The sequence below is a fragment of the Geodermatophilus sp. CPCC 205506 genome, from assembly GCF_051383635.1.
Taxonomy (GTDB): domain Bacteria; phylum Actinomycetota; class Actinomycetes; order Mycobacteriales; family Geodermatophilaceae; genus Geodermatophilus.
Genome location: NZ_JALPKP010000028.1, coordinates 1 through 17315, shown reverse-complemented (window position 1 = coordinate 17315; position 17315 = coordinate 1). Strand labels below are relative to the sequence as shown.

General features: G+C 70.6%; 16 protein-coding genes and 1 pseudogene. 13 read left to right on the top strand and 4 right to left on the bottom strand.

Annotated elements, in window-relative coordinates:
* Positions 1 to 28 precede the first annotated feature (28 nt).
* The 4 genes from MY520_RS16525 to MY520_RS16510 form a co-directional block, all read right to left on the bottom strand.
* Positions 29 to 763 (bottom strand): hypothetical protein, encoded by a 735-nt coding sequence (locus MY520_RS16525; protein WP_436693605.1) that lies wholly within the window; start codon positions 761 to 763, stop codon positions 29 to 31.
* A complete protein-coding gene (locus tag MY520_RS16520; protein WP_436693603.1) occupies positions 760 to 1659 on the bottom strand; it encodes an ABC transporter ATP-binding protein in 900 nt (299 codons plus the stop codon). The genes MY520_RS16525 and MY520_RS16520 overlap by 4 nt, the downstream gene beginning before the upstream one ends.
* A gap of 84 nt (positions 1660 to 1743) precedes the next feature.
* Positions 1744 to 2430 carry a response regulator gene (locus tag MY520_RS16515; protein ID WP_436693601.1) on the bottom strand — a complete coding sequence of 229 codons (687 nt, stop codon included), beginning with the start codon at positions 2428 to 2430 and terminating at the stop codon, positions 1744 to 1746.
* Positions 2427 to 3635, bottom strand: coding sequence for a sensor histidine kinase (locus tag MY520_RS16510; protein ID WP_436693599.1), 1209 nt, complete (start codon positions 3633 to 3635; stop codon positions 2427 to 2429). Before MY520_RS16510 ends, MY520_RS16515 begins: the two co-directional genes overlap by 4 nt.
* A 911-nt stretch (positions 3636 to 4546) precedes the next feature.
* On the opposite strand from MY520_RS16510, the gene MY520_RS16505 reads away from it, so the two are divergent.
* The 13 genes and pseudogenes from MY520_RS16505 to MY520_RS16445 all read left to right on the top strand — a co-directional run.
* Positions 4547 to 6382 carry a PAS domain-containing hybrid sensor histidine kinase/response regulator gene (locus tag MY520_RS16505; protein ID WP_436693597.1) on the top strand — a complete coding sequence of 612 codons (1836 nt, stop codon included), beginning with the start codon at positions 4547 to 4549 and terminating at the stop codon, positions 6380 to 6382.
* Positions 6383 to 6393: 11 nt separating this feature from the next.
* The gene (locus MY520_RS16500) at positions 6394 to 7071 is read left to right on the top strand and encodes a response regulator (RefSeq protein ID WP_436693595.1); all 678 of its coding nucleotides are present in this window, start codon (positions 6394 to 6396) and stop codon (positions 7069 to 7071) included.
* A 295-nt stretch (positions 7072 to 7366) separates the two neighbouring features.
* Positions 7367 to 8971, top strand: coding sequence for a purine-cytosine permease family protein (locus MY520_RS16495; RefSeq protein ID WP_436693593.1), 1605 nt, complete (start codon positions 7367 to 7369; stop codon positions 8969 to 8971).
* Positions 8972 to 9053: 82 nt separating this feature from the next.
* Positions 9054 to 9407 carry a non-heme iron oxygenase ferredoxin subunit gene (locus MY520_RS16490; protein WP_436693591.1) on the top strand — a complete coding sequence of 118 codons (354 nt, stop codon included), beginning with the start codon at positions 9054 to 9056 and terminating at the stop codon, positions 9405 to 9407.
* 40 nt (positions 9408 to 9447) lie between these two features.
* On the top strand, positions 9448 to 10665 hold the full coding sequence (locus MY520_RS16485; RefSeq protein WP_436693589.1) for an aromatic ring-hydroxylating oxygenase subunit alpha: 1218 nt from the start codon (positions 9448 to 9450) through the stop codon (positions 10663 to 10665).
* A gap of 5 nt (positions 10666 to 10670) precedes the next feature.
* A complete protein-coding gene (locus tag MY520_RS16480; RefSeq protein WP_436693587.1) occupies positions 10671 to 11018 on the top strand; it encodes a hypothetical protein in 348 nt (115 codons plus the stop codon).
* Positions 11011 to 11778, top strand: coding sequence for an SDR family NAD(P)-dependent oxidoreductase (locus MY520_RS16475; RefSeq protein WP_436693585.1), 768 nt, complete (start codon positions 11011 to 11013; stop codon positions 11776 to 11778). Before MY520_RS16480 ends, MY520_RS16475 begins: the two co-directional genes overlap by 8 nt.
* Positions 11779 to 11819: 41 nt before the next feature.
* On the top strand, positions 11820 to 12788 hold the full coding sequence (locus MY520_RS16470) for a PDR/VanB family oxidoreductase (RefSeq protein WP_436693583.1): 969 nt from the start codon (positions 11820 to 11822) through the stop codon (positions 12786 to 12788).
* 55 nt (positions 12789 to 12843) lie between these two features.
* Entirely contained in the window at positions 12844 to 13143 is a 300-nt protein-coding gene (locus MY520_RS16465) for a Dabb family protein (RefSeq protein WP_436693581.1), read from the top strand.
* Entirely contained in the window at positions 13140 to 14063 is a 924-nt protein-coding gene (locus tag MY520_RS16460; protein WP_436693579.1) for a cyclase family protein, read from the top strand. Before MY520_RS16465 ends, MY520_RS16460 begins: the two co-directional genes overlap by 4 nt.
* The gene (locus tag MY520_RS16455; protein WP_436693577.1) at positions 14063 to 14914 is read left to right on the top strand and encodes a carbon-nitrogen family hydrolase; all 852 of its coding nucleotides are present in this window, start codon (positions 14063 to 14065) and stop codon (positions 14912 to 14914) included. Before MY520_RS16460 ends, MY520_RS16455 begins: the two co-directional genes overlap by 1 nt.
* A 55-nt stretch (positions 14915 to 14969) precedes the next feature.
* Positions 14970 to 15923 (top strand): glutathione S-transferase family protein, encoded by a 954-nt coding sequence (locus MY520_RS16450; RefSeq protein ID WP_436693575.1) that lies wholly within the window; start codon positions 14970 to 14972, stop codon positions 15921 to 15923.
* A 380-nt stretch (positions 15924 to 16303) separates the two neighbouring features.
* Positions 16304 to 17315, top strand: a pseudogene (locus MY520_RS16445) (IS3 family transposase); the annotation flags it as partial.

Here is a 17315-nt window from a genome sequence, read left to right as displayed (position 1 = left end):
TCGGCACCGCCGGCGGCACGTCGGAGATTCAGGCGGGGTCGCGACGGATGAACGTCATTGCCCCGGCCAGCACGATGGCCGCGGTGTATCCGGCGAAGAGCAGGCCACCGGCGGCCGGGGACAAGACCGACGCCTCGTCGCCCTTGAGCACCGCGTTGGCAGCCCCGCTCGGCAGCCAGGGCTGCACCTCCTGGGTGCGTGTGACGATCGGGATGAGCTCCTCGACGACGAACTTCCAGAGCAGCACGGCCACCAGGGCGACCGTGCTGCTACGCACCAGGGCGCCCAGCCCGACGGCCAGTACGGCCCACAGGCCCGCCAGTACCACGCATCCGGCGATGCCTTGGACCAGCCCGGACCCGGCGGTGACCTGGCCTCCCGAGACCAGGACCGCCACGGCTCCCGTGAGCATCGCGACCGCGGCGCCCAGTGCGGCCAGGACGGCTCCGTAGCCGGCGGCGACGGTGGCCTTGGCGACCAGGACGCGTCCGCGCCGCGGCACCTGCAGCAACGTGACGACGACGGTGCCGTGCTGGAACTCCCCGGCCGTGGCCAGCACGGCGACGATCACGGCGAGGAACCACAGCGGCTGGCTGGGTGCGACGGCGAGCTCGGCCAGCGTCGGGGTCTCGCCGTTGCCGGCGGCGATCTGGACGCCCGCGTAGCCGATGGTGGCGGAGCCGACCGCGCCGATTACCAAGACGGCGAGTGGCAGCACGAGCGTGCGGAGCTTGAGGGTCTCGGTCGCGAGGAGCCCGGTCATGATCGGCGCACCTCCTGTTCGGTGAGCTGGAGGAAGACGTGCTCGAGGTCGGGCCGTTCGGCCTGCATCTCGTAGACGACGAGGCCGGCGGCGGCGACGGCCTGGCCGACCTGCTCGGTGCTCGCGCCGGTGGCGATGACCTCGTCCGGTTCACGCAGCTGCGCGGCGATGCCCCGGGCTGCCAGTACCTCGTACAGCGCCGACGCCTGCGGGGTGCGCACGCGGACGACCGCCGCTTGCGAGCCGGTGATGTCGGCGAGGCTGCCCTGGGTGATCAGCCGGCCGTTCCGAATGATCACGACGTGGTCGGCCGATAGCGCGAGCTCGGCCAACTGGTGGCTGGAGAGCAGCACCGTGCCGCCCTGCTCGACCCGCGCCCGGAGCAGCCCCCGGAGCCAGTGGACGCCGGCCGGGTCCAGCCCATTGGCCGGCTCGTCCAGTACGAGGAGCGGAGGGTTCCCGAGCAGCGCCCCAGCCAGCGCCAGGCGCCGGCGCATGCCGAGGGAGAAGCCCCCCACCCGCCGCCGCGCGGCTCCGGTGAGGTCCACCTGGTCGAGGACCTCGTCCACGCGTTCCGGGGGTATCCGATAGGGCCGTGCGACGACGCGCAGGTGGTCGCGGGCGGTCCTCCGCGGGTGGAACCCGTCGGCTTCCAGCGCCGCGCCCACCACGTACGGTGGCCGGTCCAGCTCGGCGTAGGGCCGACCGCCGACCAGGGCGGTGCCCGACGTCGGTCGCGTCAGGCCGAGGATGGCCCGCAACGTCGTCGTCTTCCCGGCGCCGTTGGGTCCCACAAAGCCGGTGATGGTGCCCTCGCGGACGACGAAGCTCAGGTCGTCGACCGCCCGGACCGACCGAAAGCGCTTGGTGAGTCCGGATACGGCGATTGCGTCCATGGCGTCCTCCCGCGCAACCTCGAGCGCTGCCGACGCTAGGGCGGCGGGGCCTGCACGCTCGTCGGCCCGCGGTCCAGAACCGGCTCAGCCGGCGGGATGAGACGCCGTATCCCCGGGGCGGACCACCCCGGTCTCGTAGGCCGTGACGACCAGCTGCGGGCGGTCGCGCACCTGGAGCTTGGCGAGCAGCCGCGAGACGTGCGTCTTCGCCGTGGCCTCGCTGACGAGCAGCCGCGAGGCGATCTCGGTGTTGGACAGGCCCTGGCCGACCAAGCCGAGGACCTCCCGCTCCCGCTCGGTGAGACCGTCCAGCCGCCTCGCCTCGGCGGCCGGTACCGCTCCGCGCCGGCGGATGGTGGTCTCCACGAGGCGGCGGGTGGCGGCCGGGTCGATGAGCGCGTCGCCGGCGGCCACGATCCGCACCGCGTCGAACACCCGCTCCGGCGGCGCGTCCTTGAGCAGGAAGCCGCGCGCCCCCGCCTGGATCGCCGCATACAGGTACTCGTCGAGGTCGAAGGTGGTGAGCACCAGCACGGCGACGTCACGTGTGCCCGGGTCGGCGGCCAGTCGGCGGATCGCCTCGATGCCGTCCATCCGCGGCATCCGGATGTCCATCAGGACGACGTCGGGCCGGGTGGCATGCGCCTGCTCGAGCGCGGCCAGCCCGTCGCCGGCCTCACCGACGACATGGATGTCGGGAGCGTGCTCGAAGAGCGCCCGTAGCCCGGCTCGGACCAGCGGCTGGTCGTCGACGATGAGGGCAGCGATCACCGGGTCACCTCCACGTAGGGAATCCGGGCTTCCACCCGCCAGCCATGCACGGGAGCTGGGCCGCTGGTGACCGTCCCGCCGTAGAGCGCCACGCGTTCCCGCATGCCCACCGTGCCGTGACCGGTCGGACCTCCGGAGCCGTCCCGCTCCGCCGGGCGCGGCCCGCCGCCGGGACCCTCGTCCTCGACGCAGACGGTGAGCAGGCCCGCCCTGGCGCGCACCGCCAGCCGAGCCGTCGTGGGCGCGGCGTGCCGGAGCACATTGGTCAACGCCTCCTGCACCACCCGGTAGGCGGTGAGCGACACCCCTGGAGGGATGTCGTCGAGCGGGCCCTCCGTCCGCACGTCGACGGTCAGCCCGGCGTCGACCACCCGCGACACGAGCTCGTGCAGCCGCCCGAGGCTCGGCGCGGGATCGAGGACGGCCGCCTCCTCATCCTGGTCCCGCAGGATGGCGACCAGACGTCGCATCTCTGCGAGCGCCGCCCGGGTCAGCCCCTCGATCTGGGCGAGCATCGCGCGTTCCCGGTCCGGATTGGTGCCCACCGCCAGCCGAGCGCCGCCGGCCTGCATCGCGATGACGCTCATGCTGTGCGCGAGCACGTCGTGCAGCTCGCGAGCCATGCGCAGCCGCTCGGCAGCGACGGCGGAGCGGGCCAGTTCCAGGCGTGCCTGCTCGAGTTCGGCAGCCCGTCGCCCGTTCTCGCGCGCCAGCACCTGCAGTGTCCGGACGACGGCGCCCAGGCACCAGGCAGCGGTGATGGTCAGGAGGTAGAGGACGGTCGACGGCCAGCCGGGAAACAGCGGCTCCAACCGAAGCAGAACGACGGTCCCCGTGACCACCACGGCCAGGTGCAGCAGCGCCCAGCGGCGGCTCAGCGTCGCCGCGCTGCCGTAGACGACGAAGAGCACGGCCGGCCCGAGCAGGTGCCCGGGCAGGCCCAGCACGCCGACGAAGACCGCCGCGGTGAGAAGCAGCTGGATCAGCGCCGCCCACGGGTTGACCCGCCGCCAAGCCACTGAACCGCCGTGAAGCACCGCGACGAGCCTTGCCGACAGCAGCATGTCGGTGTTCCCGACCAGCCTGACCGCCTCGGTCGCCAGCACGAAGCCCGCGTAGGCACAGACGGCCGCGAACGCGACGTCCAGCGCCAGCGACCGGGACGACGGCCTCTGGACCGACCACCACGCGACGTGGCCCGTCACCGGTCCCACCGTAGGGGCATCCCGCAGACCGTGGGCCGCTCGCTTGCGTCGGGCTGGACCCCAACAAGGATCACGGGCGCGGGCCCGGAGACGTCGATGGCCCGACTCGCGGGATATCTGAGCGGTGTCTCGCGCCGCCGCCCACGAGGACCCGAGGCGCCTCGAAGTCGCGCAGGAGAGGTCGGCCGCGCCGACGTAGGGCTATGGCGCCAGAGTGCCTGCCCCGTGAGAGGAGGATGTCCGGCAACACCGACTCGGGAGAGGAGTCCCGGGACGGTGCGGCATCACCTTTCACCTGTCCGCGCCGGCGGGCGCCTCGACCAGCCGATGAGCAGGCGACGTGACCCATCCGTGGTCACGGCGGACCCTGCCACGGAGCCGATCAGCGGTTGCCACCTGCCCGGATCCAGGCTCGCGCCGTGACGTTTTCATGACCTGTCCATCGGAGAACAGGGGTCATGAAAGGGTTCACAGGGGCGGTCCGGAGGCTTCTCCAGATCTTCTCCAGTAGGGCTGACAGCCCAGTTGACCTGCGGTTGTGCGTGGAGCGGGTGACCGGGATCGAACCGGCATGGCCAGCTCGCAAGGCGGGGCGCCGCAAGACGTCCGCGCTGGTCAACCGGCCGTTTCGTCCGCGGAACGCGTCGGCGTGACCCACATGTTACCCACCGGCGTCCCTTGCGGCTGAGACGTCAGCTGCTCCGGATCGCCGGTTGGTGACTCGGCCGCTGTACCCATGGAGGCGTCGCCCCTTGGGGTTACTTCTGACCCGGCCGCATCGCGGCGCTCGACGCGGGCGATAGTCTGGGAGATCAACATCGGTGGACCCTCGGGCTGCGGTACGAGGGAGACGGAGCGACCACATGGGGACTTTGGGTGCTGCGCTCGCGAAGCTCCCCACCCCGACGGCGGTGTTGGACAGTACTGACCCGTCCCTGGTGATCGTCTCGGCCAACGACGCTCTCTGCGCGCTGCTCGGCCGGCCTTCCGATCAGTTGGTCGGCACCTCGCTGTCCGCCATCACGGTCGGCGCCGACGATCTGCGGAACCTGCTCGTCACCAAGAGCGTCGCTCACCGGCTCGAGACCTGGTGCGTGGACGGCCGTGGCCGACACATCCCGATCCTGCTCGACGGGGCGGCCCTCGACGACCCGTCGGGGACCGCGATCGTCCAGTTCCACGAGCCGGGGCACGGCGACGTCGAGCGGGCGCTGCGGGAGAGCGAGAAGCGCCTGCAGGAGATCGCCGACAACGCCACGGCGCTCATCTACCTCAAGCGCACCGACGGTCGGTATCTGTTCATCAACCGCCGGTACGAGACGATGCTCGGGGTCACCCGCGACGACGCCGTGGGCAGGACCGACTTCGACCTCTGGCCGCCCGAGATCGCCGCCGCCTACACCAGTGCCGACCGCGCCGTCGTGTCCGCCCGGCAGCCGCTGGAGCTCGAGGAGCCCATCCCCACCAAAGACGACCGATTCGGCATGTGGCTGTCGCTCAAGTTCCCCCTCTTCGACGAGGGCGGCGAGCTGTACGGCGTTGGTGGGATCTCGACCGACATCAGTGAGAGGAACCGCGCGGAAGCCGCCATCCGCGAGGCCAGGGACGAGGCCGAGAGGGCCAACCGGGCCAAGAGCGAGTTCCTCTCGAGGATGAGCCATGAGCTCCGCACTCCGCTCAACTCCATCCTCGGGTTCGGCCAGCTGCTGCAGTTCGAGGAGCTTCCGCCGAGTGCCGCAGAAGGCGTCGATCGCATCCTCAGCGCCGGCCGGCACCTGCTCGCCCTGATCAACGAGGTGCTGGACATCTCCAGGATCGAGGCGGGTGCGCAGGCGATCTCGGTCGAGCCGGTCCACGTCTGCGACCCGATCAGCGAGGCGTGCGAGCTCGTGCGCCCGCTGGCCGCCGAGCACGGCGTGGAGCTGGCCCGCGACCTGCACAACTGCCTCTACCGCTACGTCGCGGCCGACTACCAGCGGCTCAAGCAGGTGCTGCTGAACATGCTGATGAACGCCGTGAAGTACAACCGCCCCGACGGCATGGTCACCGTCTCCGGCGAGGTGCACGGCGACAAGCTGCGCGTACTGGTCACCGACACCGGTATCGGGATCGAACCGGAAGACGTCCCCAAGGTGTTCCAGCCCTTCGAGCGCCTGCACACCGACCGCCTCCAGGCCGAGGGCACCGGCCTCGGCCTCGCACTGTCGAAGAGCCTGATGGAGGCGATGGGCGGGACGATCGGCCTCCAGCGCAGCGTCGTCGACCGGGGGAGCATCTTCTACGTCGAGCTGCCGCTGACCGATCCGCCATCGGCGGTCGAGCCCGTGGCTCCCGTATCGCTGGCCGTCGGCCGGAGCGGTCCCACCAGCCTGGCCGGTCGGACCGTGCTCTGCGTCGAGGACAACCTGGCCAACCTCGAGGTGATCCGGGGCGTGTTCTCCCACGCCGGAGAGCCGGCCCTGCTGCCCGCCATCCAGGGACAGCTCGGCGTCGAGCTGGCGAAGCTCCACGTCCCGGACGTGATCCTCCTGGACCTCCACCTGCCGGACATGAACGGCGAGGAGGTCCTGCGGCGTCTCAAGGGCGACCCGCGCACCCGCGCGATCCCGGTGGTGGTCCTGTCGGCGGATGCGACGCCGTCCCAGCGGGAGCGGTTGCTCGAGCAGGGTGCCGCCGACTACGTCACCAAGCCCATCGAGATCGACGTGTTCCTGCCCGCCGTCCAGCGAGCCATGGGGAAGAGGTGACCATGGCGTCCGTGGATGAGGGCAGTCAGGCGGCCTCCGGAGTGCCGTCGGACGACGTCGTCCGCGTGCTCGTCGCCGACGATCACCCGCTCTACCGCGAGGGGATCGCCCGCGCGCTCTCGGACCGCCCCGGGATGCAGCTCGTCGCCGAGGTCGGCGACGGTGCGGAGGCAGTGGCCGAGATCCGGCGGCTGATCCCGACGGTGGCGCTGGTGGACCTGCAGCTGCCCTCCATGGACGGCATCGCCGTCATCGAGGCCGTTGGTCAGGAGGGGCTGCCCACGCGGGTCGTCATCGTGTCCGCCTACGAGGACAGCGCCACGGTCTACCGTGCTCTGGCCGCGGGCGCCAAGGCGTACCTCACGAAGCTGGCGTCGGTGTCAACCCTGTGCGACACGGTGGTGGCGGTGGCCCGGGGTGAGACGGTCATCCCGCCGGCCCTGCACTCGGGGCTGGCCGAGGAGATCCGCTCCCGGCGCGACCGCACCGGCGACCAGGCACTGAGCGCGCGCGAGCTGGAGGTGCTTCAGCTCATCGCCGAGGGGCTCTCGGCCCCCGAGATCGCCGAGCGCCTCTTCCTCGGGGTGACCACGGTGAAGACGCACCTGCAGCACATCTACGAGAAGTTCGGGGTCTCCGACCGCGCGGCCGCCGTCGCCCAGGCACACCGGCGCGGCATCCTCCGGTAGCGCGCTCCCCGCTCCGCGGCCACTCCGCCGGACGGTCACCCGCAACGCGTGACGCGGCAGCGCACGCTCGCACCCACCGCGGCCAGGCGACGCCGCGGTTGCAGCGACACCCCTCCTCCGGCGGCCGGGCACCGCATCCTCCGATCGGATCATCCGACTGAAGGATGGTTACGGCATCCACGCCCTGTGACTCTTGTCGCACTGCGCCCGCCGGCCGACGACCGAGATCGGCCCGACTTGGGAGCGCATTTCCAGATGACGGTGGACCGACGCCGTCCTCATGAGGGAGAAGCGCATGGCCGAACTCGTCTACGACCCGCCTCAGGACCGGCCGGCGGTACCCGGTAGGCAACTCGTTCCTCTGCAGGTCTCGTTCCAGGACGACCCGAAGGTGGTCAAGGACGCGGCCACCGAGGACTACTCCGTCCACATCATGCCGCGCAGCTGGCGGAGCGGTCGCATGTCGCTGCTCATGGCATGGAGCGGCATGTTCAGCGCGATGTTCTGGCTGTACGTCGCGGCGACGGTGGCCGCCGCGGTGGGCACGGTGAACGCGGTGATCGGGATCGTTCTGACCTGCCTCACCAAGGGCGCGATGAACTACGTCTTCGCCCGCTACGCCAGTCGCACCGGCCTCACCGTCGCTCTCCTTTCCCGGAGGATCTTCGGCTACTTCGGGTCGGTGCTCGCACCACTGATCTTTGCGGCCACCGCGCTCTACTACGCCGTCTTCGAGGGCTCGATCATCGCGGTCGCCCTCCAGGAGTTCGTCGGCGGCGGGAACATCCGCCTCTGGTATCTCGTCGTCGTCCTCTGGAGCGTTCCGCTCGTCCTCGGCGGCGTTCGCACGTGGCTCGACAAGCTGAACGGCTTCCTGCTCCCCTTCTACGTCGTCGGCCTCGTGGCGCTCGTCGTCGCGGCGAGCCTGAACCACTCGCCGTCGATCAGCCTGCCGGACCCGCACATCCCGTTCACGGCGCCTGGCTGGCTCTGGGCCTTCACCGTCTACATGGGCGTCTACATCCTCATGATGTACACCGTCGACTTCGCCCGCTTCGGCAAGCAGAAGGACGAGACGTTCCACGGTGTCGTCACCTTCGGGCCGGTCTTCTACCTCGCCACCTACCTCGGCACCGGGCTCGTCGGGATCTTCCTGGCCGCCACGGTCCCCGGCGTCATCGGCGAGGCCGGCATCACCGAGACCGGGATCGTGGTCGCGATCATCGAGACCCTCGGGTTCGCCGGCCTGGTGCTCATCGTCGTCAGCCAGACCCGGATCAACAGCGCGAACCTGTACCTCGCGTCCACCAACCTCGAGGCCTTCGTCTCGCGTGCGCTGAAGATCAAGCTCCCTCGAATGGCGTGGGCCGTCGTGGCGGGCGGCCTCGTCTACGCCCTCATGCTCACCGACGTCCTGTCCTACCTCCTGCGCGCGCTCGCCTGGCAGGGCGTGTTCGTGGTCGCGTGGGTCGCCATCGCGCTGGTTCACATCGCCATCCATCGCAAGGAGTCCGGTGTCCCGGAGTTCCGACCGGGGCGGCTGAAGGCCCTCACGCCGGCGGTGGCGGTGTGGGTCGTGGCCTCGGGAATCGGCATCTACCTGGTCGAGGGGGCCGGGACCTTCGGCACCACCTGGTCGGCACCGATCACCTTCGTGCTCAGCGCGGTCGGCTACCTCGCGGTCGCCCGGTACGACGCGCTGCTCGCCCGGGGTGACGACCCCCGTGACGAGGTCGAGGACGCGTGGGAGGCCCGCGTGCAGTGCCACGCCTGCCACAAGTCCTACATCGCGGTCGAGATGGACCGCGACCCCGCCGCCGACGGGGCCGCGATCTGCTCCGGCTGCGCCTCGGCCAGCCCGACCTTCTACGGCGCCGCCCGCGCGGACAGCCGGACCTGACCCGGTGCCGGGCCGGCCGTGGACAACCGCGGCCGGCCCGGGAACCGACGGCCGTTGCCTCACCACCGGAAGGAGAGAAACCGTGCAGGAACCACTCTGCCGCAGCGACGAGGTTGCCCCTGGCACCGTCATCTCGGTCGACCGTGGCAACAGCACCCCGATCGCCGTCTGCAACGTCGATGGGACGTTCTACGCCGTTGACGACCTGTGCAGCCATGGGGCCTCGAGCCTGTCCGAGGGCCAGTTGATCGGCTGCGAGATCGAGTGCGTCCTGCACAAGGGCCGCTTCGACGTCACCACTGGCAAGGCCACGCGCCGGCCGGCCAAGAAGCCGGTCGCCACGTACGGATGCACCGTCCAGGACGGCTTCGTGTACCTGGCAGACCCCGTGCCGGACGAGCAGGACGACTCGTTGCTGCAGGCCTGCGCCAGCTGACCCCCTTCCACCAGTACCAGGAACGATCGGAGGAACTCTGATGACCGAACTGCAGGAGCGCCCGCTCCTCGAAGAAGACCTGGACTACGACACCACCACCCGCCGCTGGGCGACGGCTCACCCCGAGTTGGGGACCGGCGCCATCTCCACCGAGCGGTTCATCTCCCCGGAGCACTTCGAGCGCGAGCGCAACGAGCTGTTCCGCAAGACCTGGGTGAACATCGGCTCGCGGCACGACTTCTCCGGATTGAACTCCTTCTTCGTCCGAGACATCCCGCTCCTGGGCGTCTCCCTGCTGGTGGTGCAGGACGCCGAGGGGAAGGTGCAGGCCTACCACAACGTCTGCTCGCACCGGGGCAACAAGCTGATCTGGGAGAAGAACGGCGCCTGCCCGAAGCTGTTCGCCTGCCGGTTCCACGGCTGGGGCTACCGCTCCACCGACGGAGCGCTCACCAACGTCCCCGACGAGGACCAGTTCTACTTCCAGAAGGACGCCGGCGAGCTCGGCCTCGTGCCCGTCCGCACCGAGACCTGGAACGGGTTCATCTTCATCAACCCGGACGGCGAGAGCCCGGTCAGCCTGCAGGAGCACCTGGGGCCGCTGGGCGAACGGCTCGCGGACTTCCCGTTCGAGAAGCTGAAGCTCCAGTACCGGTACGACGTGCCGGAGAAGGCCAACTGGAAGGTGGCCCTGGACGCCCAGAACGAGATCTACCACGTGCCGATGCTGGCCCCGGTGCACCGGTTCCTCGCCGGCGGCGCCTTCCACACCAACGATGACGGCTACACCCGGATCCACGACTTCCAGCGGCTGGGCCTGCACTCGGTCTACACGTCCGAGTCCGACGACGACTTCGAGGACACCGCCAGCGGCAAGACCAACACCTCGGCGCACCCGAACTACGGCGCACTGCAGCTGCCGCTGGAGACGCCGTTCTCCTTCCACGTCGTCTTCCCGAACATGGTGCTGGCCTTCTTCAACAACTCGATGTTCACCTACAACATCTGGCCCATCGCGGTGGACCAGACCGTGTGGGAGATCCGGCTGCACTACCTCGAGCCGACCAACCTGGCCGAGAAGGTGATCAACGAGCAGGCCAAGTGTCGGTTCCGCGACCTCCTGTGCGAGGACCAGGCCGGACACGAGGCTCTGCAGGCCGGCCTCACCTCCCGTGCGCGCGACCTCTTCGTGCTCGGTGAGCAGGAGGTCCAGATCCGCGCCTTCCACAAGACCCTCGACGACTGCCTGGCCCGGTGAGGAACATGACCCCGACAACGACCCGGCAGCTCCCCGAGGCCTTCGCGAGCCTCAGCGAGTTCAGCCGGTGGATCCTGCCCAACGAGAAGGCCCGGATCGAGGCGCGGCTGGCCACGCCGTACGAGGAGTCCGTCGCCTTCTACCAGGCGATCCTGCCCGAGCTCCCCGACATCATGGGCTACCTGAAGCAGGTGCCGGTGGACTCGGCCTCTGAGGAGGACCTGGCGCTGGCGGACCTCGCGTACGCCTTCGTCGAGATCGCCAACGCGGTGGAGCTCTACGGCGAGCCCGAGGTCCCCGACGGCGCCAACCTCCGCCTGTTCGTCTCGGTGCTGGACGGTGGACGTGCCTGAGGCCCGGGTCGGCTTCGTCACCGGCGGCGGGTCCGGCATCGGCCGGGCCAGTGCGCTCGCACTGGCCCGGGCCGGCCTGGCCGTCGTGGTGGCCGACGCTGACCTCGACAGGGCGAAGGAAACGGTCGCGGCCGTGGAGGAGCTCGGCGCCGCCGGCGTCGCCACCCTCGTCGACGTCGCCGACGAGGCGCAGGTCGGCGAGGCGGTCGACTTCGCGGTGCGCACCTTCGGCCGCCTCGACGCGGCCGTGAACAGCGCGGGCGTGCAGGGGCAGCTCGCCCCGGTCGACGAGTGCAGCCTCGACAACTGGCAGCGGACCCTGGCCGTCAACCTCACCGGCACCTTCCTGTCGATGCGGGCCGAGGTCCGGGCGATGCTCGAGGCCGGCAACGGCGGGTCCGTGGTGAACCTGGCGTCCAACTTCGGGCTCGTCGGCAAGGAGCGGATCCCCGCCTACTGCGCCAGCAAGCACGGTGTCATCGGACTCACCAAGTCCGCCGCGCTCGACTACGCCAAGAGCGGCATCCGGATCAACGCCGTCTGCCCGGGCCCCATCGACACCCCGCTGCTGAGCGGCATCGAGACGGCGATGGGGGCGGCCGGTGCGGCAATGCGCCAGGAGGTCGAGGACAGCGTCCCCATGGGCCGCGTCGGCCAGGCGGACGAGGTCGGCGAGGTCATCGCGTGGCTGTGCGGCGACGCGGCGTCCTTCGTCACCGGCGCCGCGGTTCCGGTCGATGGCGGCTTCGTCGTCGGGTGACCGGCTCTGCCGCCGGAACGGATCTGGAGAGGAGGTGCGACGTGGTGCAACCAGTCCCCGCGCTGCTCGACCGTCCTGACGGTCAACTGACGCTGGTGGTACGCGAGCTCCGCCGGGAGGCGGAGGGAGTGGTGTCGATCGTGCTGGAGCTGCCGGACGGCGGCGAGCTGCCCACCTGGCAGCCCGGCTCACACGTGGACCTGGTCCTGCCGGGCATGGTCCGCCAGTACTCGTTGTGCGGGAGTCCCGACGACCGGCAGCGTTACCGGCTGGGTGTGCTGCGCGAGCCGAACAGTCGCGGCGGCTCGGCGCACGTGCACGAGCAGCTGGCGGTCGGCGACGCGGTCGAGGTGCGGGGTCCGCGCAACCGGTTCCCGCTGGTCAAGGCGCCCCGGTACGTGTTCGTCGCCGGCGGCATCGGGATCACCCCGCTCCTGCCCATGATCGCCGAGGTGGCCGGGCGGGGAGCCGACTGGACCCTCGTCTACGGCGGGCGCTGCCGGTCCTCGATGGCGTTCCTGCCGGAGCTGGCAACCTACGGCGACCGGGTGCAGCTCCGTCCGCAGGACGAGTTCGGCCTGCTGGACCTCGACGCCGTCTGCGCTGAGGCCGGGGATGCGGTGGTCTACTGCTGCGGCCCCGAGCCGCTCATCGCGGCCCTGGAGGCCGTCTGCGGTCGGCGGGGCACCGAGTTGCACCTCGAGCGGTTCACCGCCCGGCAAGTCGGACCCGACCTGGGGCTGGATCGCTTCCAGGTGCAGTGCGCCGACTCCGACCTCACGGTCACGGTCGCGGAGCAGGAGTCGATCCTCGACGCGCTGATCGCCGCAGGTGTGGACGTGAACTACGACTGCCGCGAGGGCACGTGCGGCAGCTGCGAGCTCGACGTCCTCGACGGCGAGGTCGCGCACCGGGACTCGGTCTACACCGCTGCCGAGCACGCCTCGATGTCCGTTGTCCTCCCCTGCGTCTCGAGAGCGCTCTGCGACCGCATCGTCCTCGACGTCTGACATCCCCCACCGACCTCCGCGACCTACGTCGCGGCAACAGCAAAGGAGTAACACCGTGATCCGACACGTCTTCGTCTGGCGCGTGGCCGAGGGCTACGACAACGACAAGGTGCTGGCGCTGCTCGACCGTCTGTCCTCCTCGTCCGAGTTCAACATCGCGGCGTGGAGCGTGGGCAAGCACGTCGGCGAGCCCAACGAGAACGGCGACCCGTGGGACGGCGCCCTCATCACCGACTTCCGCAGCTGGGAGGACCTGGAGCAGTACTCGACCGCGCCCTTCCACATGGAGGTCGTCGAGGAGTTGCTGCCGATGGTGTCCGCCCGGGCGGTCGTCGACTTCGAGGTGACGGCATGACCCTCGCCGGCATCCGCGTCGGGACCAGCCCCTACGGCCCGGAGGACGAGCGGGGTGCACTGAACCTGATGAGCCCGCTGTCGCAGGCAGCGGTTCTCGCCCGCGCCGACGCCTCCGTCGTCTACGACCTGAGCATCGACTACTTCGTCGGCATGCCGAGCTTCCAGGCGGCCGGTGACCCGAGCTACCAGATCTTCATGAGCCACACGCCCGGCGGCACCGTCGTCGACAACCTCAACGGCGTCGGCTCGCAGGGGAACCGGCACGTCTGCTACTCGGGCGACGTCGTGTTCATGTACACGCACACCGGCACCCACATCGACGCGCTGAACCACTTCGGCGTCGACGGGAAGATCTACAACGGGTTCACCCCCGAGGAGCACCTCGGCAGCCGGCACTGGACGAAGGGCGGGGCCGAGACCATCCCGCCGATCGTCGCCCGCGGCGTCCTGCTCGACATCGCCGGGCTCAAGGGCGTGGAGTGCCTGCCGCCCTCCTACGCCATCACCATCGAGGACTGCCGTGACGCCCTCGAGCGCGCCGGCCTGGAGATCCAGACCGGGGACGTCGTGGTCGTGCGCACCGGACGGATGCGGTACTGGCCGGACGGGTCCAAGGTGCTGGGCGACCCGCCCGGGCTGGGCCTGGAGGCCGGCCGCTGGCTGACCGACCAGGGCATCATCGCGATCGGCGCGGACCAGGAGTGCGTCGAGGTGGGGCCCTCGGACCACGACGACAACTGGCTGCCGGGGCACTGCCACTTCCTCGCGGAGGCAGGCGTGCCGATGATCGAGCTGCTCGACCTCGAGGCGCTCGCCCGCGACGGGGTGCACGAGTTCTGCCTCATCGCCGCGCCGATCCGGCTGCGCGGGGCGTCGGGTGCACCGCTGCGCCCGCTGGCCATCCCGCTGCGTCCCTGATGCACGAGACGTGGCTCGAGGCCCTGGCCGGAGGCGGCGCAGCGCGCCGCCTCCGGCTGCGGGTCGTGCAGGTCGCGTACGGCGACGAGGAGACCCCCGAGCAGCGCGTGCAGCGCGTGGCCGGCCTGGTGGCGCAGCAGCGGGACGCCGACCTGGTCGTCCTGCCGGAGCTGTGGGCCCACGGCGGATTCGCGTCCGACCGGTGGACCCAGCGCGCCGAGCCCTTGGACGGTCCCTTCGTCGGGATCATGCGAGAGGCGGCCCGGGCGGCCGGCGCGACCGTGCACGCCGGGTCGTTCATCGAGCGGGGAGCCGGCGGGATGTGGAACACGTCGGTGGTGGTCGGCCCCGCCGGTGCGGTCCTGAGCACCTACCGGAAGATCCACCGGTTCGGCGAGGGGGAGCGGTCCCTGCTGGAGGCCGGCACGCAGATCGTCACCGTCCCGCTGCGGTTGGCCGGTCGGCAGGTGGCGACCGCGGGACTGGCCACCTGCTACGACCTGAGGTTCCCGGAGCTGTTCCGGCGGCTCGTCGACCGGTCGTGCGAGGTCCTCCTCATCCCGGCCGCGTGGCCGGCGGCCCGAGTGCAGCACTGGCAGGTCCTCGGCCAGGCGCGGGCCATCGAGAACCAGTGCGTCGTCGTGCAGGTCAACACCGCTGGTACCCACAGCGGCGTGGCCATGGGCGGCCGCAGCCAGGTGGTCGGACCCACGGGTGACGTCCTCGCGCGGGCGATGGACGACGGGGACGAGGTCTTGTCCGTGGAGCTGGACCTCGACGCCGTCAGCCGACAGCGGGCCGACTTCCGGGTGCTGGACGACCGACGGTTGGGACGCGGGCAGTACGCATGATGCGGGCCAGCGACGGAGGAGAGGGGGAGCGGTGGCGGCGCCTGTTCTCGGCACGGTGACGAGGCCGAAGGGGTACGAGCGGGACCGGAACTACGTGACCGACCGGATCACTGCCGACGGATCCGGCGGCTGGCCGGTCGAGCCCGGCCGGTACCGGCTGGTGGTGGCCCCGGCCTGCCCCTGGGCCAACCGGGCGGTCATCGTCCGCCGGCTGCTCGGCCTGGAGCAGGCCATCTCCCTGGCGTCGTGCGGCCCGGTGCACGACGAGCGCAGCTGGACCTTCGACCTCGACCCCGGCGGGCGGGACCCGGTGCTGGGCTACGAGCGGCTGCAGGAGGCCTACTTCGCCCGCGACCCGGCGTACTCCCGGGGGATCACGGTGCCGGCCATCGTCGACGTCCCGACCCGGGCGCTGGTCACCAACGACTTCGCGCAGATCACGCTCGACTTCTCCACCGAGTGGACCGCCCACCACCGCGACGGCGCGCCCGACCTGTACCCGGAGAAGCTCCGGGACGAGATGGACGAGGTCATGCAGCGCGTCTACACCGACGTCAACAACGGGGTGTACCGCTGCGGCTTCGCACCGACCCAGAGCGCCTACGACGAGGCGTACCGGCGGCTGTTCACTGCGCTCGACTGGCTCTCCGAGCGGTTGAGCGACCGGCGGTACCTGATGGGGGGGACGATCACCGAGGCCGACGTCCGGCTGTTCACCACGCTGGTCCGCTTCGACGCCGTCTACCACGGCCACTTCAAGTGCAACCGGCAGAAGCTGACCGAGCTGCCGGTGCTGTGGGCCTACGCCCGCGACCTGTTCCAGACCCCCGGCTTCGGCGACACGATCGACTTCACCCACATCAAGACGCACTTCTACGTCGTCCACCGCAAACTCAACCCGTCAGGCACAGTCCCGGCCGGTCCGGACACCTCGAACTGGCGCTCGGCGCACGACCGTGAGCAATTGGGCGGCCGCCCGTTCGGGGACGGGCTCCCCCTGGGCGGATAGGACCGCCGCGATCGCTACGGCCGCCCGGGCATCGGGGCGAGGATGTGCGTCGTCGGGGCGTGGGAGTGCCTGGCCGTCTCGGGTGGAAGGCTCGCGTGGGCTTCGAGCGACCGGATGACCGGCATCCGAACGGCCATGACCCCACTTCAGGAACCGGTCACCTTTCCGGCGGAGGCCATTCGGCTGTCCGAGCTCACGATCGCCGAGGCCGAGAGGCGTCTCGGGGCCGGTCACCTCGAAGCCATCCGTGCGAAGCACAACTTGGCGCTCGTGCACGCAGCGCGAGGCGAGCCGGTGAAGGCTGTCGCGCTGCTCGAGGAGGCTGCCGCTGAACCGCCCCGGCGAGTCCGGAGACTCCAGTCCTTGAGGAGGATGGAGTCGTGGCAGATCGAAGTGTCCGGTATCCGCAGGAGCTGCGGGAGCGGGCGGTGCGCCTGGTCGCCGAGTCCCGGCCGGACCACGCCACCGAGTGGGAGGCGATGCGCTCGGTGGCGCAGAAGCTGGGCATCGGCTCGACCGAGACGGTGCGCAAGTGGGTCCGCAAGGCAGAGGTCGACGACGGCGTCCGCCCCGGGGTGACCAGCGAGGAGTCCGCCGAACTGCGCCGGCTGCGGGCGGAGAACCGGGAGCTGCGCCGGGCGAACGAGATCCTCAAGGCGGCGGCGGGTTTCTTCGCGGCCGAGCTCGACCGGCCACAGCGGACCTCGTGAGCTTCATCGAAGCCCACGCCGATCGGCGCACCGACGATCGGCTGCGCTGGGGTGTCGAGCCGATCTGCCGGGTGCTCACCGAGCACGGAACGCCGATCGCCCCCAGCACCTACTACGACGCCCGCGACCGGCCCTCATCGAGGACGGATCGGGACGAGCAGCTCAAGGCCGAGATCATCCGAGTGCACCAGGCGAACTACGGCGTCTACGGCGCCCGCAAGGTCTGGCTGGCGCTCAACCGTGACGGCATCGGCGTTGCCCGGTGCACCGTGGAGCGGCTGATGCGCGAACTCGGCCTGGAAGGCGCCCGCCGGGGCACCCGACGACGCACCACAGTCGCCGATCCGGCCGCGGCCCGCCCGGCCGACCTGGTGCAACGCCGCTTCTCCCAGGCCCGTCCCGATGCCGTCTGGGTTGCCGACTTCACCTACGTCGCCACTTGGTCGGGCACCGTCTACGTCGCCTTCGTCCTCGACGCCCACTCCCGCCGCATCCTGGGCTGGCGGGCGGCCAGGTCGATGAAGACCGAACTGGTGCTCGACGCGCTCGAGCAGGCGATCTGGACCCGCAGCCGAGAAGGAGTGGACGACCTGTCCGGGCTCGTGTGCCACACCGACGCCGGGTCGCAGGGCGGACTCAACCGGTCGTCGCAACACCCCGTGATCACGGAGGTGTTCGATGG